The 22763-nt window shown below is 61.6% G+C and carries 15 protein-coding genes, 1 rRNA gene and 2 pseudogenes; 1 reads left to right on the top strand and 17 read right to left on the bottom strand.

Translation table 11 applies throughout. The features are described from left to right. Positions 1-278: 278 nt before the first annotated feature. The 15 genes and pseudogenes from OKW28_RS09815 to norR form a co-directional block, all read right to left on the bottom strand. The gene (locus tag OKW28_RS09815) at positions 279-1382 is read right to left on the bottom strand and encodes a YjgN family protein (protein WP_429445108.1); all 1104 of its coding nucleotides are present in this window, start codon (positions 1380-1382) and stop codon (positions 279-281) included. A gap of 627 nt (positions 1383-2009) precedes the next feature. Continuing rightward, entirely contained in the window at positions 2010-3218 is a 1209-nt protein-coding gene (locus OKW28_RS09810; RefSeq protein ID WP_429445107.1) for a PLP-dependent aminotransferase family protein, read from the bottom strand. Between the two features lie 152 nt (positions 3219-3370). Continuing rightward, positions 3371-4543, bottom strand: a complete 1173-nt coding sequence (locus OKW28_RS09805; RefSeq protein ID WP_429445105.1) for an NAD(P)/FAD-dependent oxidoreductase — start codon at positions 4541-4543, stop codon at positions 3371-3373. Between the two features lie 156 nt (positions 4544-4699). Then, positions 4700-6199 carry an L-piperidine-6-carboxylate dehydrogenase gene (amaB, locus tag OKW28_RS09800; RefSeq protein ID WP_429445103.1) on the bottom strand — a complete coding sequence of 500 codons (1500 nt, stop codon included), beginning with the start codon at positions 6197-6199 and terminating at the stop codon, positions 4700-4702. 175 nt (positions 6200-6374) lie between these two features. After that, the gene (locus tag OKW28_RS09795; protein ID WP_429445101.1) at positions 6375-7286 is read right to left on the bottom strand and encodes a LysR family transcriptional regulator; all 912 of its coding nucleotides are present in this window, start codon (positions 7284-7286) and stop codon (positions 6375-6377) included. A 114-nt stretch (positions 7287-7400) separates the two neighbouring features. Then, entirely contained in the window at positions 7401-8783 is a 1383-nt protein-coding gene (locus OKW28_RS09790; RefSeq protein ID WP_429292065.1) for an MFS transporter, read from the bottom strand. A gap of 298 nt (positions 8784-9081) precedes the next feature. After that, positions 9082-9512: pseudogene (locus OKW28_RS09785) on the bottom strand (substrate binding domain-containing protein); the annotation flags it as partial. 43 nt (positions 9513-9555) lie between these two features. Further along, complete coding sequence (locus OKW28_RS09780) at positions 9556-10890, bottom strand: MFS transporter (protein WP_429445100.1); 1335 nt, start codon at positions 10888-10890, stop codon at positions 9556-9558. 12 nt (positions 10891-10902) lie between these two features. Further along, on the bottom strand, positions 10903-12522 hold the full coding sequence (locus tag OKW28_RS09775) for a glycoside hydrolase family 43 protein (protein WP_429445098.1): 1620 nt from the start codon (positions 12520-12522) through the stop codon (positions 10903-10905). Between the two features lie 42 nt (positions 12523-12564). Beyond that, a complete protein-coding gene (locus OKW28_RS09770; protein WP_429445096.1) occupies positions 12565-13401 on the bottom strand; it encodes an HpcH/HpaI aldolase/citrate lyase family protein in 837 nt (278 codons plus the stop codon). After that, positions 13398-14786 carry an MmgE/PrpD family protein gene (locus OKW28_RS09765; protein ID WP_429445094.1) on the bottom strand — a complete coding sequence of 463 codons (1389 nt, stop codon included), beginning with the start codon at positions 14784-14786 and terminating at the stop codon, positions 13398-13400. Before OKW28_RS09765 ends, OKW28_RS09770 begins: the two co-directional genes overlap by 4 nt. A gap of 15 nt (positions 14787-14801) precedes the next feature. Continuing rightward, the gene (locus OKW28_RS09760) at positions 14802-15980 is read right to left on the bottom strand and encodes a CaiB/BaiF CoA transferase family protein (RefSeq protein ID WP_429445093.1); all 1179 of its coding nucleotides are present in this window, start codon (positions 15978-15980) and stop codon (positions 14802-14804) included. Between the two features lie 16 nt (positions 15981-15996). Further along, positions 15997-17160 carry an acyl-CoA dehydrogenase family protein gene (locus OKW28_RS09755; RefSeq protein WP_429445091.1) on the bottom strand — a complete coding sequence of 388 codons (1164 nt, stop codon included), beginning with the start codon at positions 17158-17160 and terminating at the stop codon, positions 15997-15999. Positions 17161-17178: 18 nt separating this feature from the next. Beyond that, complete coding sequence (locus tag OKW28_RS09750; RefSeq protein WP_429445089.1) at positions 17179-18021, bottom strand: FAS1-like dehydratase domain-containing protein; 843 nt, start codon at positions 18019-18021, stop codon at positions 17179-17181. Positions 18022-18239: 218 nt separating this feature from the next. Beyond that, a complete protein-coding gene (norR, locus tag OKW28_RS09745) occupies positions 18240-19835 on the bottom strand; it encodes a nitric oxide reductase transcriptional regulator NorR (RefSeq protein ID WP_429445088.1) in 1596 nt (531 codons plus the stop codon). Positions 19836-19973: 138 nt separating this feature from the next. Between norR and hmpA the strand changes: the two genes are divergently transcribed. After that, positions 19974-21158, top strand: coding sequence for an NO-inducible flavohemoprotein (hmpA, locus tag OKW28_RS09740; protein ID WP_429445085.1), 1185 nt, complete (start codon positions 19974-19976; stop codon positions 21156-21158). A 132-nt stretch (positions 21159-21290) separates the two neighbouring features. Here the strand turns inward: hmpA and OKW28_RS09735 are convergent. Beyond that, positions 21291-22336: pseudogene (locus OKW28_RS09735) on the bottom strand (transporter). A gap of 201 nt (positions 22337-22537) precedes the next feature. Continuing rightward, positions 22538-22651, bottom strand: a 5S ribosomal RNA gene (gene rrf, locus OKW28_RS09730). Positions 22652-22763 lie beyond the last annotated feature (112 nt).

The following is a 22763-nucleotide window of genomic DNA, read 5'->3' as shown; positions in this document are numbered from 1 at the left end:
TACACAAGCAGCGGGATGAACCGGTCGACGGTGAGTCCCGCTGTTTGCTTTTGTGCTGTACTTTTCCACCATTCTTCAGGCGCGAATTCTCCGCTTCGCTTCCCCCTGTTGTCCACAGATTTTGGGAACAAGCTTGTGGACAACCTGCGCATGACTGCGCTAACTCATTGAGCGTACTGCGTTTCGCGCTCGCGCCTGAGATGAGTCGCGTGTCTCGTTGCTTGCCGCACATCTTGCGAACCGCCGTCCATTGCCGCGCTCTCAACGCGAGTCCAATCTCAGAAGGCGCCACCATGATCGAGCAGATTCAGCATGCCCTCGCCGGTAAGCGGCGCCGCCACGGTGCTTTGCCCCAGCATATGCGGATCGAGGTAGCCGGAAACCTGCAGCGTGTCGACGGCAAAGCGCATCAGCCGATGCAGCACGATTGGCGCCCCAAGGCCGAGCGTGAACACGATGATCGCAAGGTTGCCACACTGCAAACTGAGCAGACGCGCCACGCTGACGTTACTGCCGAAATGCAATTGCGAGCCGAGCGACGTATTGCCCATCACGTGGCGCGTCAGCGCGACGACATAGAAGCCGCGGATCAGCATCGTGCCGATGGAGAACAGCGCATAAAACAAAAACAGCGATCCGAGCGCGGCCCGCGACGGCGCCGTACTCGCCCCCGGCACGTGGCCGACATGCATCGATGCGAGAGCGCCCTTCAGAAATACCATGAACAGCACCGCGAACAACGCGACCACGCCGACGAACGTAACGAGGAACAGACCGTAAACGACCCACGCGCGCCCCTTGAAGCGAAGCGCCAGGCTACCGAAGCTGCTCGCGTTGATGCGGCACTCCATTAGACGCATCGATGACCACGGCGTCATCTGGCCAAGCGTGACAACGCACAACAGCGCGTAAAGCAACGCGCGCACGCCGAAGCCGAGCGCCGAGCCGGTCATGCCGCCGCGAATACCGCACCACTGCGTCCGGCTCAGCCGATAGCGCTGCGCGCCGAAAAACGCACCCGCCGCGAACACGACGATCAGCAGATACAACGCGATGACAGGCAGCGAACCGAGTGCCGCGCTTTTCGTCAGCATGCGCAAGACCACGCTTAGCGCGCCAGCCGCGAACACCGCGCTGAACACGACCACGATCGCGAACAGAAAGCCCTTGAATAGCTCCGCCCCGGTGCCCGTGTACTCGAAGCGCTCGTCCTGAAACCGCATGCGCGACCAGACATAGCGGCGGTTGTTCGTGGTCGCCCAGAAGCGGTAAATACCGAGCGTCACGATTTGCAGCACAAGGTTTCTGAAAAAAATGCCGTAGAGGTCGCCGAGCGTGCCGTCGTAGATCAGCAGCGGCCGCTTCTCGTCGAGTGAATTCATTGCGTTGCCCTCTTTTCCTCAATTTAACGTTTTTGTGGCCCACTCACGCATTCTCCTGCGGCACTCATATGCGGCATGCATGGGCGAACGCGACGGGCGACGATGCTTTCCCGTGCGAAGGCCGACTCGTGTGGCGCGAACCCGTGTAAAACCTGTCTTTCAGACATTCCGGGAATCACGCAAAACGGAAGCCGGCCGGCAAGCACGATAATTACACGGTTTCTTATCTTTATAAATGGCATTTCCGCATATAAATCGACCACTTCCATTACAAGATTTGGTAACGCCCGAATTTATTCGAATTGCATAATCTTGAAATTAAGGCATGCAATAACGATTTCATTGGGGGCAATCATTTGAGGGGCCACTCGCGCGTACGCGCCGTTCGACGTGGCAATCCCGGACGACCTCATCTGCGGCTTGCCACGGTCGGTCTCATAGAAGGCACGCGCGGACGAAAACGATTGCGTATTCGAACTCAACGCGATTCGCGATTAATAAGGAATGCGGTGAGTTCTGTTAAATCGCCACAATTTATGGCATTTGGATAAAAAAACCCGGCTGCACATTAGATGCTCGCCGGGTAATCTGCCGCATTCCACTGATTGTGTTGATGCAATCAGGATTTTATTGCTCGTCGAAGTACTGCTCGAGCGCGCGGTTCATTCGGTGCACGCCGGTTTCAATCTCCTCCACACCCGGCGCGGCAAACGACAGGCGCAGCGCAGCTCTATCGGCCGCGTCCTTGTAAAACGCGACACCCGGCACGAACATCACGTTCTGTTCGATGCACACGCGCAGATAGTCGGACGCATCGCGTGCCGCGTTCAGACGCGCCCACACGAACATGCCGCCGGCCGGACGATGAAATACGATGTGCCGCGCGAGATGCGTGTCGAGCGCATCGCATAGCGCGCGGCATTTGACGGAATACGCATCGATAATACGTGGCAGATGCCGCTCCAACCCGCCGCTCGCGAGGTACTCGGCGGCAATCGCCTGGGTCCAGGGCGCGCTGCATAGATCGACGGTCTGCTTGGCGACCACGCATCGCCGCACGATCTCCGCGTGCGCGACCATCCAGCCGACACGCAAACCCGGCGCGACGATCTTCGACAGACTCGATAAATGCACGACCCAGTCGCGTGAACCGGGCACCTGCTCGCTCAATGCGAAAAGCGAAGGCACTGCCGTGCCATCGAAACGCAGATCGCCATACGGATCGTCTTCGACGATCACGAACCGATAACGCGCCGCCAGTTTCAACAATACGATTCGACGTTCGAGCGACAACGTCGCGCCGGTCGGATTCGCGAACGTCGGCACCGTGTACAGCAGCTTGGGAGCGCAACGCAGCGTGCCCGTCTCGAGCACCGCGGCGAGCTTCGCCACGTCGAGGCCGTGTTGATCGACGGGCACCGTGACGACGTCGGCCTGTTGCAGCTTCAGCGCCTGCAAAGTGGCCGGATACGCGGGCTGCTCGACGAGCACGACGTCGCCGGGCGCGACCATCACGCGCAGCAACAGATCGAATCCTTGTTGCGAACCGGTCGTCACCAGCAGGTCTGTTGGCGCGCATGGCGTGCCGCGCCGTGCCATCAGCTGCGCGAGCTGTTCCTTGAGGATCGCGATGCCATCGGTCGGGCCGTATTGCAGACACAGCGTCGGCTGTTGCGAGGCGCGCGCGGCCGCGGCATCGAGTCCTGCACGGTCGAACAGATCGCTCGCCGGATAGCCGCCGGCAAACGAGATCATGCCGGGCCGCGCGAGGTATTTGAACAGCTCGCGGATCGGCGAGCCGCTCGGGGCTTCGAATGCGGAATTGAATGAGAACATGATGACGGCCGCCTGCCTTTCGTGTGATATCGATTGGAATGTCGAAGACAATCGGCGTCGATTGTGGCCATCGGCGGGCTCTGCGGCAAACGATATCTACGCACTACTTATTGCGTTTTTCGCATGACCCGCGCATCGAGCCATATAAGGCGCTACACCACGTTCTTTTCGATGATCGGCCGGTTTTCGAGTACGCGCGTAAAGCTTAGTGAACTGAGATCGAGCGTCGCATAGCGGCCATGCAGAATCAATTCGCTGATGCCGCGTCCGGTTGCCGGCCCTTGCTGCAAACCGTGGCCGCTGAAGCCGTTCGCGAAAATGCAGTTATCGATATCCGGGTGATGGCCAATGATCGCGTTCTGATCGAGCACGTTGTATTCGTAATAGCCGGACCAGCAGTTCTGCACGCGTAGCGCCTCGAATTGCGGCACGCGATTGGCGAGCGTCGGCCAGATCACGTCGTCGAATAGCACGTGATCGACTTCATCGAGCGGTAGATCGTCGGGATCGTTATCGGCCGACGGCGACGTGCCGCAGATATACGAATTGCCTTCAGGCCGGAAGTACACGCCGCTCGGATCGATCAGCAGCGGACAGCGTTCAAGCTTTGCCGGCGACGTGACGTTGAAGATACTGCGCCGCCGCGCATAGACGGGCAGATCGATGCTGACCATCTGTGCGACCTTGCGCGACCATGCGCCGGCCGCGTTGACGACGACGTCGCAAGCATAGGTCTCACCGTCAGCGGTTTGTACATGCATGACGCGATTGCCCTCGCGATGGAGCGCGGTGACGTCTGCCGCGACATAGCGCGCGCCGAGCGCCTGCGCTTTCTTGCGCAGCGCCTGTACTAAACCGTAGCCGTCGAACCAGCCCTCGCCGCTTTCGCCATAAGCGCCGGCAACGAGGTCGTTGGTATTGAGCCAAGGGAAGCGCGTTTGCAAGCCATGCGTGTCGAGCAGGCTGATATCCGCGCCGAGGCTTTTTTGCAGCGCGTGATTCTCGCGCAGCGTCGCTTCACCGGCAGGTGTCGCGAGAAACAGGTAGCCGCCTTCGTGCAGATCGATCGAGGGCCGGGTGCCGTCGACTTCGAGCCGCTCGCCGATCGAGCGAAGAAACTCGATGCCGAACAGCGACATCTGAATGGAAAGCGGCGTAGAAAACTGCTGCCGGATCGACGCCGCCGACAAGGCCGACGACGAACGCGCATAGGTCGGATCGCGCTCGATTACCGTGACGCCGACTGTCGGATCGGACAGCCGCAAGAAATACGCAATCGAACTGCCGATCACCCCACCGCCGACGATCACGACTTTCGAACTCACGTCTTACTCCACGAGTAACGTGGCCGCTCCGGAACGCCGGGCGGCGCAAACGGATTGCTATCTGGAACGCGCGGCTGTGGCGCGCCGGACGGCGACGGCGGCGCACCGGCATCAACGCGATGCGCCGCCATCGTTCACGACGTCACACTTGCGCGCTCAGTCGAGATTGAAGTCGATACCCTGCGCAAGCGGCAACGCCGACGAGTAGTTCACGGTATTGGTCGCGCGACGCATATAAGCCTTCCATGCATCCGAACCCGACTCGCGCCCGCCGCCCGTTTCCTTTTCGCCGCCAAACGCACCGCCGATCTCCGCGCCGCTCGGTCCGATGTTGACGTTCGCGATGCCGCAGTCGCTACCCGAAGCGGACAGGAAGCGTTCCGCTTCGCGCAGGTCGCTCGTGAACACGCACGACGACAAGCCGTGATGCGCTGCATTGTTCGCCTCGACCGCATCGGCGAAATCGGCATAGCGCAGCACGTACAGAATTGGCGCGAACGTTTCCTTCAGCACGACCGACGTTTGCGACGGCATCTCGACGATGGCCGGACGCACGTAGTAGCCGCCCTCATAACCCTTCACTTCGACTCGCTCGCCGCCGAACACCTTGCCGCCCTCGGCCTTCGCCTGCTGCAGCGCTTCCTGCATGCGGTCGAACGATTGACGGTCGATCAGCGGCCCCATCAGCGTGCCCTTTTCGAGCGGATTGCCGATCGGCACGCGGCTATACAACTGCTTCAGACGCTCGACGGTCTTCTCGTACACGCTGTCGTGCACGAACAGACGCCGCAACGTCGTGCAGCGCTGACCGGCCGTACCGACCGCCGAGAACAGGATGCCGCGCATCGCGAGTTCATGGTCGGCCGTCTGCGTGACGATGCCGGCGTTGTTGCCACCGAGTTCGAGCAGCGAGCGGCCGAAGCGCTTCGCCACTTCGACGCCAACCTTGCGACCCATTTCCGTGCTGCCCGTCGCGCTGACGATCGACGCGCGCGGATCGGCCACGAGCTTTTCGCCCACGTCGCGTCCGCCGTTGATCAACGCGGCCAGGCCGGCTGGCGCGTCGCCGAATTCCTTCAGCGCGTCTTCGAGAATCCTGTTCACGGCCAGCGCCGAGAGTGGTGTCTTTTCCGACGGCTTCCAGATCACCGCGTTGCCGCACACCAGCGCGAGCGCCGCATTCCATGACCAGACCGCCACCGGGAAATTGAACGCCGAAATCACGACGCAGGTGCCGAGCGGATGCCACGACTCCGCCATCCGATGACCCGGGCGCTCGGACGCGATCGTCAAACCGTACAACTGACGCGACAGACCGACCGCGAAATCGCAGATGTCGATCATTTCCTGCACTTCGCCCATGCCTTCCTGCAGGATCTTGCCCGTCTCCAGCGAGACGAGGCTGCCGAGCGCCTGCTTCTGTTCGCGCAGCCGTTTACCGAGCAGCCGCACCAGCTCGCCGCGGCGCGGCGCCGGCACGTTACGCCACACGGCAAACGCGTCTTTGGCCCGGGCGAGCGCCGCGTCGACCTCGACCGCCGTCTGGCTGGCCACACGGCCGATGAGCTCGCCGGTGATCGGCGAATGAACGGCGATATCGCCGGCTTGCGAGGCTTGGGCAATGCCGAGATGGGCGAGGATAGTGGACGCGTCCATGTGAACCCCTTTAATTTCCGATACGAAACAAGAGTAAGTTCGGAAACTATACACGCGGGTTTTTGTGGCGGCAAGAAGATGCTTGGGGAGTGAAATACCGGTTGACAAAAGGGGGGGGGGCGCTGTTTCCAGAAGGAAACTTCGTCAGACTTCGGGCGGGTGTCACGCTCGCGCGTCAAGCATCTGGCCCGCCATCCTCCTCCAGCACCGCCATCAACCGGTCGACCAGCGCACGCGCGAACGGCGGCAAGTCCTTCAGACTGCGCACGCAGATCTTCAGCTTGCGCACGGCCCACGGATCGTTCAGGCCGACGATCGCGATCTGCATCGTCTTTCTGTGCCGCAGCGCGACCGACTCCGGCACGATGCCGATTCCGACACCCGCCTCGATCATCCGGCACGCGGCCTCGAAGTTGCCGACCTGGATGCGAAGTTTGAGACGCGCGCCGAGCGCATCGGCGGCACTCGTGATGAACGCGTGAATCGCGCTCGACGTCGGCAGGCTCACGAAGTTCGCGTTCAGCACCTGCGAAAAATCGATCGACGCTTGTCTCGCGAACGGATGCTCGCACGACGTAACCAGCACGAGCCGATCGTCGCGATATGGCAGCATCTGCAGATGCTCGGCATGCACATTGCCCGCGACGATGCCGATATCGGTCGCGCTGTCGGCGACGCCCTTGACGATCTCGCCGCTCAGCACTTCGCGCAGATCGATGTTCACGTCCGGGTGATCGCGCAGGAAACGGCTCAGCACGGCCGGCAGAAACTCGCTGATCGCGGTCGTGTTGGCCCAGATGCGCACGTGGCCCTTGATGCCCTCGCCATACTCCTGCATGTCGCCGGCCAGATGCTCGACGCGTTCGAGCACGAGCCGCGCGTGATGCACGAAGGCTTCGCCCGCGGGTGTCGGCGTCACGCCCTGGCTGGTTCGATAGAGCAGCTTGATGCCGAGCTGCTCCTCGAGATTCTTGACCCGGTTGCTGGCGGCCGGCGCCGATAGGTGCGAACGCTCCGCCGCACGCGCGAGGTTGCGCGTGTCGGCGATATGCAGGAGCAGGCGTAAATCTACGAAATCGAAGTGCATGATGAAAGCTGCTAGCGAAGCATGCGCAAAGCAAACTTTCATCTTAACCGGGTACAGTGAAAATTTAGCCGGGGAAAGATCCGAATCGACAGATCACCTTGATGCGCGCACGGCTTAAGCCGACTCTCGCATCATCTCCGCTTGCGGTATCAGCTCGGCATCGGGCGAAATCTCTTCGAGCGTCTGCTGACTCGTTTCGATGCGCAGCGCGAGAATCGCGATACTCAGCAACAACAGCACGCCACCGACCATCGTCAGCACACCCGTCACGCCGAACTCCGTGTAGAGCAGCAGCGCGACGTAGGGTGTCGACATCGACGCCGCGCGGCCGCACGTGCCGGCCACGCCGGTGCCGCGCAAGCGATGCGCGGTCGGAAACAGCTCGGGGATATAGCCGAACAGGCCGAGCGTGCAGACCGTGTAGATCGTCGTGACGAGCGCGAAACCGACGACCGCGATCGGCACTGGCGCGCGCATCTGCACGTAGACGAAGCCGAGCACGATCGTTGCAAGCGAGAACAGCACGATGCCGTTGCGTCGCCCCAGGCGGTCCGTCACGAGATAACCGACGACAGCGCCGGCCGGCGCACCGAACGACATCAGCAGCACGAAGCCGAGCGACTGCACGATGGTCAGACCTTCCTTGACGAAGAACGTCGGCAGCCACGCGACGAAACCGTACAGCGACATGTTGATCGCCATGCAGGTCAGCGCGGCGACCAGCGTGCGGCCGATCATGCCGCGCGCGAACAGCGCCGAGAACGGCGCGGCCGGCACCTCGTGACTGACCACGCGCGAAACCGGCGGCAGCTTGCCGACGCGCGCCTCGACCTGTCGCTCGATTGCCGAGACGGTGGCCTCCGCCTCTTCGAGCCGGCCGACCGTTTCGAGCCAGCGCGGCGACTCCGGCATCCGATGCCGCAGGAACCACACGACCATCGCGCCAACCCCCGCGATCGCGAACATGTAGCGCCAGCCGAGATGTGGAATTACCCAATAGCCGACTGCGGTCGCGCCGAGCAGACCGGAGTTGATGATCAGCGCGAGCAGCGCGGTCCAGCGGCCGCGTGTGGCGGGTGGCACGAACTCACACAGCGTGCCGGCCGCGACCACGAGTTCGGCGCCAAGACCGATGCCCATGACGAAGCGCAGCAGGATCAGCCAGTAGATGTTCGGCGCGAAGCAGGCGGCGAGCGATGCGATGCCGAAGATCGCGAGATTGGCCTGATACGAATAGCGTCGACCGAAGCGGTCGCCGAGATAGCCTGCCAGCCCCGCGCCGATCATCATGCCCATGAAGGTCGCGGAGATGAAGAACGAGCCGAGGCGGAGATCGGTGAAGCCGGTTTTGACCATCGCCGCGAGCGCGCCGTTGGCGAGATAGATGTCGAAGGCGTCGAGGAAAGCACCCGCGCCGATCAGGCCGAGGATGTTCCAGTGGAAGCGGGTGATCGGCAGGCGGTCGAGGCGTGCGCCAGAGTTGATGGGGGCTGGCAAATTGTGTCTCCTGTCTTTTTAGGCTGCGCGCGGGCGAGAGGCGCGAGCGCGGAATAGTTCTGCGAGGCCGCCTTCGTTCGATGCGGCGGCTCGGGGCAGAGCGCTGAACGGCCGTTGTCGGATCGTGCAGGGCCGTTGGCTTCAAGAGTGCGACAGGTGACGTGGGGTGGGAATTGGGCTTTTTGGAGGTGAGTGTTCCGGTTTGATTAAGGGAATGGTAAAGAAGCGATTTGCATACCCGAAAGGCGGCAGCGCATCGAGGTCGATTAATGCAAGCCGTTTGTGTAACGGCCGCTCGCTAGTGAGCGTTCGCCAACTCGACAACTAAGTCCAGAAAGGCACGCGTCTTCGCCGGCATGTGATGCCGTGACCGATAGCACGCGTAGAGGGGATAGCGCTCGTCAGCCCAGTCGGGAAAGAGATTGATCAACCGCCCCTCTTTCCTGTCTCCGAATTGCGGAATTCCAGGCATCGGTGGCTCGGGCCTTCGAGATCTTCCTGCTTTGCCGGCCGCCCCAGTCGCGCGATGTACGACGGCGCGGCGACCGTCACCGCGACCGTGTCGAACAGCTTGCGTGCGACGAGAGTCGATGTCCTCGGCTCGCCGAACCGCAGCGCAAGGTCAAAGCCCTCGAGAACGAGATCGTCGAAATGGTCGCGCGCGATGAACTCGATTTCGAGTTCAGGATACGCATCCATGAACTGATTGAGTCGTTGCCCAAAGCCGGTGACTGAGCCGCAATTATCGCCGGCTCAAGCCCCATCGCGCCATTTATCCCGCTGTCCGGTTTTGCACGGGCACTTCTGCGCCGGCGCTCCGCGTGACAGAGTCGCTGAGGTCCGTCCTCGTATTGATGAACCAGGCGGAAACCGAAGCCAACAAGAAGCAGCCGACGAAGAGGTGGAATACGACATTGAAGTCATCATTCGTCCTGGTCAGGATGTAACCGACGATCAGCGGGGAAAGAAATCCTGCCAGCTGACCCGCCGAATTGACAAAGCCGATTGCCGACCCGATGACCTTGTTCGGCAGCGCGACGTTCGGGATGGTGTACAGCGAACAGCCGGCCATGGTTGAGAAGACGTAGCCGATCGTCTGAAAGAACACCGCCGTTTCCGCGGTCTCCGCATGGGCCGTCAGATAGGCAAAGATGGCGGCCACGACGCAGCCGAGGACGACAAGCAATTCGCGACGATTGCGGAAGAACTTGTCGGAAAGAAAGCCCGTGATGCAATAGGCAATCGTGCCGACGAGAAATGGCACCGACGCCATAATGCCCATTCTGGCCGTCGAAAGACCGCGCGCTTTCAGCAGATACGTCGGGAACCAGCTCATGATGCCCCACGAGGCGATGCTGAAGACGAACAAGGTAACGAAGCACCACCAGACCAGCGGCGTTTTCACCAAACCAGCAAAATCCGCTTTGCCGGCAGAGGCAGACAAAGACTTTTCGCTGGTACCGATTTCCTCCAATTCGATCTTCGAAACGTGCTTGCTGTCTTTCGGGCTGTTTCTGATATAGATCCAGCCGAATACGGCCATCGCGACACCGGGTATGAACAGACTCGTGAAAATCGCGCGCCATCCCCACGCGGCCATCACGGCCGCCACGAACAGCGGCGCCAATGCGGGTCCCAGCGCATTCGTGGTCATCATCAGCCCGGTTGCCCGTCCCACTTCGCGCTTTGGGAACCACGCCGACAGTGCCTTGAACGCGGCGGGAGGAAAGAGCGCTTCGCCGATGCCGAACGCGACCCGCACCACCAGCAGCAAGCCGAGCGAATTGCACAGCCCGGTAAGCGCGGTGAAAATCGTCCACCAGGTGATGCCGATCGTCGTCATCAGCCGCGGACCGAATCTGTCTGCAAGCAGGCCAGCCGGGATCTGACATAGCGCGTAGCTGAAGAAGAACGCGCTCAGGATTCCACCCATTTCCATCGCGGACAGATGAAACTCGGACGCAATGAATGGAATAGCCGCTGCCATGATCATTCTGTCCATGTAACAGAGCAGATAGATTGCGAACAAAATAAGCAGCACGAGGTAGCGATGTCTCCAACGAAAGCGCATGAGATCTTCCTTATTATTAAATGACAGCGATGACACGAAATCCGAGCTTTAGCCGATCAATTGGCGGTAAGAGAACGACTTGAAATCGGCAGGCTCGCGAAAGCCAAGCATGTCGTTGACGGTGATACCTGCGAATGCCCCCGTGAAGCCGATGGGGGTTGCATATTCATCGCTGAGTTTCGTGAAATCCTTTTCCAGTTCAAGGTCCTTCCAGTCACCGTGCGTCAAGCGATAGAAGAAGCGCAGTTTCGCGTCCACGACGCGAATCCGCAGGTCGATCCCGGTGGCCTCGGGCAGCGTCGCCAGTCGATTGCTGTAGGCGAAGCTGCCGGCATCCATTTCCATGTAGGACAGGATTTTTGTGCCGTCGTCGTCGCGCGTGACGAACAGATAGTAGAAGGTGTTCTCGTCGTAACGCGCCATGAGCCCAGCCATGTGCAAATATGACATGGGTGAAAATTCCAGCGCGGTTTCGACTTCGAACTGCCAGTCACGGATGCGACAGGCCAACAAGCTTTGATGGAACCGCGAAGTCGGCGACTCTTGCCCCCTTATCCGCAGATAGCCCGGACGTTCGTGAAGATTGCACCAGTCGTCGCCGATGGGGATGCGCAGACTCTGCAGTTCCAGGGGCAGCGCGGCACGTTGTCCGAAATCGATCGTCCAACTGCTGTCGAGCCTTTGCTCGATATCCGAGCCGATCGCAAAAGATTCGGCGGGAACCACTCCGCCACTGGCGAGGCGGGGCCAGTCGGCATGCCATTCGATAGGTGCGACACAGGTTTCACGGCCTAGCGGCGAGCGCTTCGTGTGCGCATCGATTGGTCTCGATCCGAGGTACGTCATGTACCACTGGCCGTTGGGACCCTCGACCAGATTGCCGTGGCCGGTCCGCTGAATCCGTCCATTCGCGTCGCGCGACGTGAGCATCGGCGTATCAGGATGAAGCTCGTATGGACCGAAAATGTCGCGGGACCTGGATACACACGTTGCATGTGTATAGCCTGTGCCCCCCTCCGCTGTGGTCAGGTAGTACCGGTCTCCCTTCTTCAGCAAATGCGGAGCCTCGTAGATCTGACATTTCATGAAGTAATCGGTCTTCAGGTTGGCGCCTTTATAGATGACGTGCTCTTCGCCGATCAGCTTTTCCTCCTGCACCGAGTATTCCCGCAGAACGATTCCGACGAACAGGTCTTCGTAGATACCTCTGAAATCGCGCCGGATATAGGCGAGCCACTTTTTGCCAGATTCGTCGTGGAACAGGGATGGATCGTATCCACCGGACACGAGATGCACGGGCTCCGACCAGGGTCCGGTGATGTCCGGGGCGGTTACGAGGTAGTTGTGCATGTCACGAAGCGGGGAGATCTTCTGCTCGCCTTTCCATGCCTTGGTGTCGGTATAGACGAGCCAATAAAGACCGTCGTGATAGGAGAGGGCTGGCGCCCATATGCCTCCGGACGGCTGCTCTCCGATCAGGTTCAATTGCGATAGCCTGTCGAGAGGCGTGGCCTTGAGTTCCCAGTTGACGAAATCTTTTGATTCGTAAATGAGAACGCCCGGATACCATTCAAACGTTGAAACCGCGATATACCACGCATCCTTGCCACGGCACACGCAAGGATCCGGGTTGAAGCCGCGCAGAACTGGATTTTGAATAGTACTCATCGGGAGGGTATTTTTTGACGTGCTGAGAGGAACAGATCTTCTTTATCGACAACGTTGCGACCCCGAGCTTTCGGAATCGCCCACAACCCTCCGCGCCCGCAGAATCACCGGCATATCGACCATCCTCCCATCCACGGCAACCGTGGCGCCATGGCTCGCCTCGACAGCCGCAAGCACCCGTTGCGCCCACTCCACCTCGGGGTCACTCCATGCATACGCGCGATGCACCGGGTCGATCTGCTTCGGATGAATGCAAAGCTTGCCGCCGAAACCGAACCGCCGGCCGCGCCGCGCATCAGCTTGCACCGCATCAGCATCGGTAATGGTCGTCGACACGCCATCCACCGGCGCACCAATGCCAGCCAGCCTCGACGCAAGCACGATCTGCGAGCGAAACAGATGCAACTCCTCGCCATCCCCATCGATGCCGAGATCGATCTGAAAATCCAGCGTACCGAATACGATACGCAGCACGCGCGGCGCGCTGCATAACTCCGCAAGATTCGCGAACCCGCGCGCAGTCTCGACAATCGGCAGCACGCTCAACGCCGGATGCGCGTTCGCCAGCACCGCGTTGATCTGTTCGCGCGTCTCAGCCTTCGGCAGCACGATTCCGGCGACGCCGGTCTGCCCAACGAGCGCCGCAACGTCATCTGGAAACCATGGCGTATCCGAGCCATTGATACGCACCCAGGCGGCCCGCGATGCGTTAGCCGACACCGTGGCCACAACCGCCGCACGCGCCGGCACCTTCTGATCCGGCTGCACCGCGTCTTCCAGATCGAGAATCACCGCATCCGCGCCGGCCGCATAGGCCTTGTCAAACCGCTCAGGCCGATTCCCAGGCACGAACAGATACGACCGGGGCAACGCGCTCATGCCGCCACCATCGTGCGCGAAGTTGCATCGAATACCGAGCCAATCTGCTTCTCTTCGGCAATATGCCATGCGCGGCGAAGCAGTTGCGCCGCCTCCTCTTCGCTAGCCGCACCCGAAAACGCCGCCAGCCGATGCAGCTTCGTCGCAATCTCGTCGCGCGACAAGGTATTGCCTGGATCGCCCTTCGGCTCATCGGCACGCCCATCGAACACGCGGCCGTCGGTCGTCGTCACCGTGACCTTGCCGATCCAGCGTGCGGGATAGGCGGCGTCGACTTCAGCGTCGAGCGCCATTGTGACCTTGTCGCGAAACGCGGCGATCTCGCTCGCGTCGAAACCCTGCTCGAATTCGGTCACGCCGGCATAGCCGTGATGCGCGACCAGCCCGAGCACTGTGCCCATGTTGAACTTCGCCTGATGTACGCTGCGCGGCGCGACCACGGGACCGAGGACATCGATCGCGCCTTGATGCACGTGCGCGACGACCTTCGCGATGTCGCGCGGCGCGAAACGATGCGTCTGCACGACGGCGAGCAGCGCATCGGCGGCCGGATGCGTATGGCGGCACGCCGCGTGATACTTGAACGACGTCTCCGCGGTCGCCCAGCGGCTGCCAAGCCGATCGACGAGGCGCGCCGGATCGGCGTCGCTCGACATGCCCGCGGCCATGCCCTGGGCGCCTTCGAGAATGTGCGTCGCGCCCTTGAAGTCGTCGGCGGCGAGTTGCGCGGCCATCAGGCCGTTCGCGGCGGCCATCGCGGTGTGCAGTTGCTTCGAGTCGGCGGCGTCGCGCAGAAATTCCCATAGGCCGCTCGCCTGCGTGCCCGCCGAGCCGAACGCATCGAGCATCCGCGACGGCAACAAACCCAGCAAGCGTCCTGCCGTTGCCGCGGCCGCGACCGTGCCGACCGTGCCCGTGGTGTGAAACACCTTGTAGTGCGAGCGCCCGAGAAATTCGCCGATGCGAATGCCGACCTCGTATCCCGCCACCGCCGCCGCGATGAAGTCGCGCCCCGACGCTCGCTTTGCCTGTGCCAACGCGAGCGCAACCGGAAACACCACGGTCGCCGGATGAAACACCGAGCCATTGTGCACGTCGTCCTGTTCGGCGAAATGCGATGCCGCGCCGTTGATCATCGCGGCGAAATACGGCGTGGTACGACCGCGGTCGATCAGCACCTCGCAGAGGCCCTCGTTCGTCGCCCCCGCTGCCGTGCGTGCGAACCGCGCGATCGTCTCGACCGGGCGCGCGCCTTTGCCGGCCAGCGCCGAGCCGAGCCAATCGACGTACAGGTTGACGGTACGCTCGACGACCTCGTGCGGGATACGGTCGAAGTCGAGTTGCGCGGCGAAAGTGGCAAGCGTGAGACTGGGATGGTCGTTCATGGGGTCGTTAGCGAATCAGATCGTGCCCGCCGCGCGCAGCGCGTCGATACGCCCATTGTCGTAGCCAAGCTCACGCAGAATTGCTTCCGTATGTTGACCAAGCGTGGGCACAGGGTCCATTCGCGGCTCGAGGTCGGAAGGCAGACCGGGCGGCCGCAATGCGGGTATCGTCCCCGTTGCCGTGCCGACTTCCTGCCAGCGCTCGCGCGCCTTCAGTTGCGGATGCGCCCACACGTCGGCGAGCGTATTCATCTGCGCGTTCGCGATGCCTGCCTCATCGAGTCGATCGATCACGTGCGCCGCGCTCTGCTTCGCGAACGCCGCGACGATCACCTCGCGCAAGGCGTCGCGCGCCGCAGTGCGTTTCGAGTTCGATGCAAAGCGTTCGTCGGTTGCCAGTTCAGGCTGTTCGAGCACGCGCTCGCAGAACAGCTTCCATTCCCGTTCGTTCTGCAGGCCAAGCATGACCGTCTTGCCATCGCCAGCGGGAAACGGGCCATAAGGATAGATCGTTGCATGCGCGGCGCCCGCAAGCGCGGGCTGCGACTGACCGTCGATCGCGTAGTAGAGCGGATAACCCATCCACTCGACCATGCTCTCGAGCATCGATACATCGATGCGGCAACCGCGCCCTGTGCGCCCACGCTGCAACAGCGCGCTCAGGACGTTCGAATACGCGTACATGCCCGCCGCGATATCGGCGATCGAACAGCCCGCTTTCGCTGGCGCGCCGGGCGAACCGGTGATCGACAGGAAGCCGGACTCGCTTTGAATCAGCAGGTCGTACGCCTTCTTGTCGCGATACGGACCGTCCGCGCCGTAGCCGGAAATATCGCAGACGATCAACTTCGGATACTTGTGGCTCAATGTGTCGTAGCCGAGGCCAAGCCGTTCGGCCGCGCCTGGCGCGAGGTTCTGCACGAGCACGTCGGCATCGGCAACCAACGCATCGAGAATCTCGGCCGCCGCGGGCTGCTTCAGGTCGAGCGAAAGACTCTCCTTCGAGCGATTGGTCCACACGAAGTGCGACGACAGCCCATGCACACGTTCGTCATAGCCGCGCGCGAAATCGCCGACGCCGGGCCGTTCGATCTTGATCACGCGCGCCCCGAGATCGGCCAGTTGACGCGTGCAGAACGGCGCGGCAATCGCGTGTTCGAGCGTGATGACCTTGATACCGTCGAGTGGTCTCATGATGTCCGCCAGCGGGTCAGAACGAACGCGGCAGCCCGAGGATATGCTCGGCCACGTACGAGAGAATCAGATTGGTCGATATCGGCGCGACTTGATACAGACGCGTTTCACGAAACTTGCGCTCGATGTCGTACTCGCACGCGAAGCCGAAACCGCCGTGAAATTGCAGGCACGCATTGGCCGCTTCCCACGACGCATCCGCCGCGAGCAGCTTCGCCATATTCGCCTGCGCACCGCACGGTTGATGTGCGTCGAAACGACGTGCCGCTTCGAAGCGCATCAGGCTCGCTGCCTCGACGTTGATGAACGAGCGCGCGATCGGAAACTGCACGCCCTGGTTCTGTCCGATCGGCCGGCCGAATACGACGCGCTCCTTCGCGTATTCGGTGACTTTATCGACAAACCAGTAACCGTCGCCGATGCATTCCGCGGCGATCAGCGTGCGCTCCGCGTTCAGGCCATCGAGAATGTATTTGAAGCCTTGCCCTTCCTCGCCGATCAGATTCTCGGCCGGAATTTCGAGGTTGTCGAAAAAGAGCTCGTTGGTCTCGTGATTGACCATGTTCAGAATCGGCTGCACGGTCAGGCCATGACCGATCGCCTCGGGCAGATCGACGATGAAGATCGACATGCCCTCTGATTTCCTCTTCACGTCCGCGAGCGAAGTGGTGCGTGCGAGCAGAATCATCAGGTCCGAGTGTTGCACGCGCGAGATCCACACCTTCTGACCGTTGATCACGTAACGGTCACCGCGCCGCTCTGCGGTCGTCTTGATCTTCGTCGTATCGGTGCCGGTGGTCGGTTCGGTCACGCCCATCGATTGCAAACGCAGGTCGCCGTTCGCGATCTTCGGCAGATACTTGCGCTTCTGTTCTTCCGAACCGTGCCGCAGCAGCGTGCCCATGTTGTACATCTGCCCGTGGCACGCGCCCGAGTTGCCGCCCGCGCGATTGATCTCCTCCATGATCACCGACGCTTCCGTGAGCCCGAGCCCCGAGCCGCCGAAGTCCTGCGGAATCAGCGCGGCGAGCCAACCGGCCTTCGTCAGCGCGTCGACGAACTCTTCCGGATAACCGCGCGCCTCGTCGATCTTGCGAAAGTACTCGCCGGAAAACTGCTGACACAGATCGCGCACGGCCTCGCGAATGTCCTCGAACGAATCGTGTTGCGTGGTTTGCATAGTGGAGTCTCGCGGAATTCAGGCGAGCGCGGCGGTCGCGCGCATGGTCAGATAACCTTCGTGGTCCTTCGCCCACAGGTCGATGGTCTTGCCGTCGGCGGCCGCCTTGCCGCATACCGTGAACGGCTGGTCCGCGAACGTGGGGCGAAGCGCGCGAAACGCGAAGCTTTGCAGCGTCGCTTGCGGCAGTTCTCGGCGCACGAGATCGACCAGCAGCGTCGCAATCAGCGGGCCATGCACGACGAGGCCCGGATAGCCTTCGACCTGCGTGACATAAGGATGGTCGTAGTGAATGCGATGGCCGTTGAAAGTCAGCGCCGAGTAGCGCAACAGCATCACGGCATCGGCGTCGATCGTGCGGCGCCATGTTTCGTCTTCGGGCGCGGGCGCCGGCTGTTGCGGCCGCGCGCCCTCCTGCGGCGCGTCGCGATAGACGATGTCGTGCTCCTCTTCGAGCTTCAACTCACCATCGACTTCGATCGTATGTTGCACGGTGACGAACACGAGGCGGCCCGAGCGGCCGGTCTTGTCCTCGATATTGGCGATCGTCGACGTGCGCCGCGCATGCTCGCCGATCTTCAGCGGCGCATGAAACGTGAGCCGGCCGCCAGCCCACATGCGGCGCGGCAGTGGCACGGGCGGCAGAAAACCGCCACGCTTCGGATGTCCGTCGGGACCGACTTCGGATAGCGGCGTGACCGGCAGAAAGTACAGCCAGTGCCACAACGGCGGCACGGTGTTACCGTTTTCCTCCCGATCGAGCGTGGCGGCAAGCGCCTTCAATGGAAACGCGGTGATGTCGTCTTCGGCCACCGCCTGCTTGTTGAGCCAATCGTCGAGTTTCTCTGGGGCAGCGGACATGACGGAGTCTCCAGATTCAGTGTGTTGATCCTCGTGAGGGCCCACTATGACCGACGCGCTGCGTTCCGCGAAGTTCGATTTTCCGAAGCGGGCCTTTGTTTTTCGTTAAGACGTTGAGCCCAGCGAGCGGCGCTGACGATCTGTTGTCAGCGCGATCGGCGGTTCGATGTGGCTTGACCTTAGTGCCGGGCCGCGACGGCACCCCTGCGCCTGTTCGCTTATTTGAGCCCGAGCCGTTTAGCCAGCCGATTCAGATTCGCCCGGTCCAGCCCCAGCTCGCGCGCGACCGCCGCCCAGTTCTGCCTGTTGCGGATCAGCGCTTCGAGAACGAGATTGCGTTCGAACTCGGTGACCGCGCTGCGAAAGTCTTTCGTCTCGCTTTCCTCGCTCTGCGTGGCGATTTGATTGGCTTCATGATCTTGTGCGTCCGGCAACGCGAAGTCCGCGGCCGTCAACGTCAGAATACGGCGGCGCTCACGATTGGCCGCCAACGCCTTCAGTGCACTGCGTCCGATCAGATGCTCCAGTTCGCGCACATTGCCGGGCCATGAGTAGTGCAGCAATGCGGCCTGCGCGTCAGCCGCAAGGCGCAGGCTCAGCAAACCGAGCCGGGAGCGATTGTCTTCGAGGAAGAAGCCCGCCAGCAGTAGCACGTCGCGGCCACGCTCGCGCAACGGCGGCACGCGTAGCGGATACACGCTGAGGCGATGATAGAGGTCGGCGCGAAAGCGGCCCGCGCGCACTTCTTCGGCGAGGTCGCGATTGGTTGCGGCGATGAGCCGCACGTCGACTCTGTGTTCGTGGTCCGAGCCGATGCGCTGCAACTGGCCGTTCTGCAGCACGCGCAACAGCTTTGCCTGCACCGCGAGGGGCAACTCACCGACTTCGTCGAGGAAAATGGTGCCGCCGTCCGCGAGTTCGAACTTGCCGCGTCGATCCGCCGAGGCTCCCGAAAACGCGCCGCGCACGTGCCCGAACAGTTCGCTCTCGACGAGCGTATCGGGCAACGCCGCGCAGTTCAGGCTGATCAGCGGCTTGTTCGCGCGCGGCGACAGCGCGTGGATCGCATTGGCGACAAGTTCCTTGCCGACGCCGGTCTCGCCGGTGACGAGCACGGTCAGATCGCTGGCGGCCACCACCTCGATGTCCTTGATCATGCGGCGATGCGCGTCGCTGCTGCCGATCAGCTCGCGCCGGCTCTCGCTGCTCGCCAGCCGATACGCTTCCGCGCGGCGCTGCGCCTCCTCGCCATTGCGCGCCAACGCGTCGATGCGTTCGACGACGCTCACGGTCGCGGCCGCGAGGCCGAGAAACGCCTGCAGCGAGGCCATGTCGAGTGTGTCGAAGCGCGCCGGGTCGAGTGCGTCGAGCGTGAGCAAGCCCCAAGGCTCGCCGCGGATGAACAGCGCGCACCCCAGACAGTCGTGCACTTCGAGGTGCCCGGCCGCCATGACTTGCACGAGGCCATCGTAGGGATCGGGCAGACCGGAATCGGCGGCGAAGCGCGTCGGCCCTGGCTGGGCCAGCAGCTCCTGAAAGCGCGGATGCTCGGCGACGCGAAAACGCCGCCCGAGCGTATCGCTGCTCAAGCCGTCGATGGCGAGTGGCACCAGCGTATCGCCTTCGAGGCGTAGCAGAGCCGCCGCGTCGCCCGGAAATAGCGAGCGCAGCGCGCTGAGCAGCCGCCGATAACGCTCGCGCTCGGACAGCTCGCGCGACAGGTCGAGAATCAGCGGGGTAAGAACATCGAGGACCGCCCCTGTAGTCAGATCGACTGCGGGTCGAGTCTTTTCGACTAGGGTCGAATGAACCATCTTAATTGCCAGATCGTTGATCTAAATGCATTTTATACCTGGCACGAATCGTGGATCGTAAAGGCAGTCTGCCGAAACCGGCTGTGACATTCGCTGATAGACAGACGCTCACTCAGACTCTCACCAGGACTTAAAAACATGCTATCCGCCGAACACCGCGCCATCATCAAAGCAACCGTGCCGCTCCTGGAAAGCGGCGGCGAGGCGCTCACCACGCACTTCTACAATCTCATGCTCAGCGAGCATCCGGAAGTGCGCCCGATGTTCAATCAAGCCAATCAGGCAAGCGGCGCGCAACCGCGCGCGTTGGCCAACGGCGTGCTGATGTATGCGCGCCATATCGATCAGTTCGAGCAGTTGGGCGGGCTAGTCGCGCAGATCATCAACAAGCACGTGTCGCTGAACGTGCAGCCTGAGCACTATCCGATCGTCGGCAAGTGTCTGCTGCGCGCGATTCGCGAAGTACTCGGCGCGGACGTCGCAACCGACGCCGTGATCGAAGCGTGGGCCGCCGCGTATCAACAACTCGCCGATCTGCTGATCGGCCTCGAAGAGAAGATCTACGCCGAAAGCGCAGCAGCGCCCGGCGGCGGCTGGCGCGGCACGCGGTTGTTCCGCGTCGCGCGCAAAATGCGTGAAAGCGACGAGATCACGTCGTTCTATCTGCGTCCCGATGACGGCGGCGAATTGCTCGCGTTTCAGCCGGGTCAGTACATTGGCGTGCGACTGGTGATCGACGGCGAAGAAGTGCGTCGCAACTATTCGCTGTCCGCAATGAGCGATGGCCGCGAATATCGCATCAGCGTGAAGCGTGAACCGAATGGCACCGTGTCGAAGTATCTGCACGAGCAGATCAAGGAAAACGACTCGCTCGATCTGTTCGCGCCGTCCGGCGAATTTACGCTGCAACCTGGCGACAAGCCGTTGGTGCTGATCAGCGGCGGTGTTGGCATTACGCCGACGATGGCGATGCTGGAGGTCGCGCTGAAGACCAATCGTACGGTGCATTTCATTCACGCGGCCCGTCATGGTGGCGTGCATGCATTCCGCGGCGCAATCGATGCATTGGCCGCACGCCATCCGCAACTGAAGCGCTTCTATTGCTACGAGGAGCGCCGTGATGGCGATGCCGAATCGCACGCGGTCGGTTATGTCGACGAAGCGAATCTGAAGAAGTGGTTGCCCGAAACGCGCGATGTCGACGTGTATTTCCTCGGGCCCGTCGCGTTCATGAAGGCAATCAAGAAAGGCCTGAAGACGATCGGCGTGCCGGAATCGCAGAGCCATTATGAGTTCTTTGGGCCGGCTGCCGCGCTCGAATAAAGCACCCGAGTAATCGACGAGTATTTGCCCTCTTTGAATCGCTGCGAAGCGCATTCGAAGACGGGCATGTTCGGGCTTCGATCACGCCGGCGGTTTGGCCTCGTAAAAAGCGGGCCAAATCTGCTGCGCCTTCTAGCGCTCCCTTCGGCGGCGAAACGCCCACCAGCCTGTCAGCCCGGTAAAACCGGCGACCAGCACCACCATCAGCCAGAAGCCATGCTTGTTCTCGGCGAGCGGAATGCCACCGACGTTCATGCCGAAGAAACCGGCGACGATATTGATCGGCATCACCAGCACCGTGACTAGCGTCAGCGTAAATAGCGTCCGGTTGTTCTACTCCTCGAGGCGCGAGGTGATTTCTTCCTGCAGCAATCTGACCCGCTCGATCAATCCCGCTACGTCCGAAAGCACGACCGAGAACTCCTCCGTCGATTCACGCAGATCTTGCACGTCTTCCGCATGAAGCCAGCGAGGCGGCCTCGCCAGCAAGCGGAAAATCGCGCCCGGTTCGGGTGCCAGCATGCGTTGCAGGCGTGTCAGCGTGCGACGCATCGCGCCGCGAGGTCCAGGCGGTTTTGCGTCGGCCGTTGCGACAGAAAGCGATCCTCGATTCGATCGACGTCGACACTGGTTCGGCGGACGATCTGCACGAGCAGGTCGGCCTGATCGCGCATCAGATGAACTAGCAGTTCGGCAGGTGACCTGAATATTTCACCTTCGCGCACCGACGCGCGCAAACGGTCGACCGAGCGCAGCGGCTTCAGCCGCGCCGTCACGATGAGCCGCTTATGTGCGTAGATCCACAGCGTCGCGATTTCTGACGGGATGAATTCGAGGTTGAACATGACGTCGTTGACGACCGCGCGCAGTGCGCCGTCCGCATGCTCGATCCGCGTCGAATGCGAGCCTTCGCGCAAGGCGTCGAAAAAGGTTTCGGGCAGATCGAGTTGTGACCGTATCCAGCGCTCGCTCGCGCTATGCGCGAGATTGAAGTGAAGCCATAGAAACTCGCCAGCGTCCGTCGCGCTAGTGCCGGCATCGTCCTCGCGCTCGCGGAACCGGTCGATGACTTCGTCCGCGTCGATCGGCCGCCCGGCGAGCGTCGGCGAAAACCGGAAACCGCAGACCATACCCGACGAATCCGCGCCGTAGGTTTGCATTGCCAGATCTGATTTCATAGGTCGTTCGATGCCAGCGCTTCCGAAAGGAATACGTGAGCATAGCGCGAACAATTGAAAGAGAGTTGACGCGCGCACTTTCCGACGTCGTATTGTCGAATTGTGGCGGCTGGATTGTCTCCGAAACGTCATCTCTGCCGATGACGGCCGCGTAAACGCAAAAACCCCACCGCGGCGGGTGGGGTTTCTGACTGGGGAGGAGCCTGACGATTACCTACTTTCACACGGGCAATCCGCACTATCATCGGCGTGGAGTCGTTTCACGGTCCTGTTCGGGATGGGAAGGGGTGGGACCGACTCGCTATGGTCATCAGGCATGACGGGTTGCTGCGTCGCAGGGTTGGAGTCAACCGGTTGCGCCACAGCCAATCGGGAAGAAGCGTAAAGGATTCGGGTGGGGGGTTGTGTTGTTTCTGGCACAACACCG

The sequence above is a fragment of the Paraburkholderia sp. 40 genome (assembly GCF_050434105.1).
Lineage (GTDB): Bacteria > Pseudomonadota > Gammaproteobacteria > Burkholderiales > Burkholderiaceae > Paraburkholderia > Paraburkholderia tuberum.
This window is presented reverse-complemented; position numbering and strand designations above follow the sequence as displayed.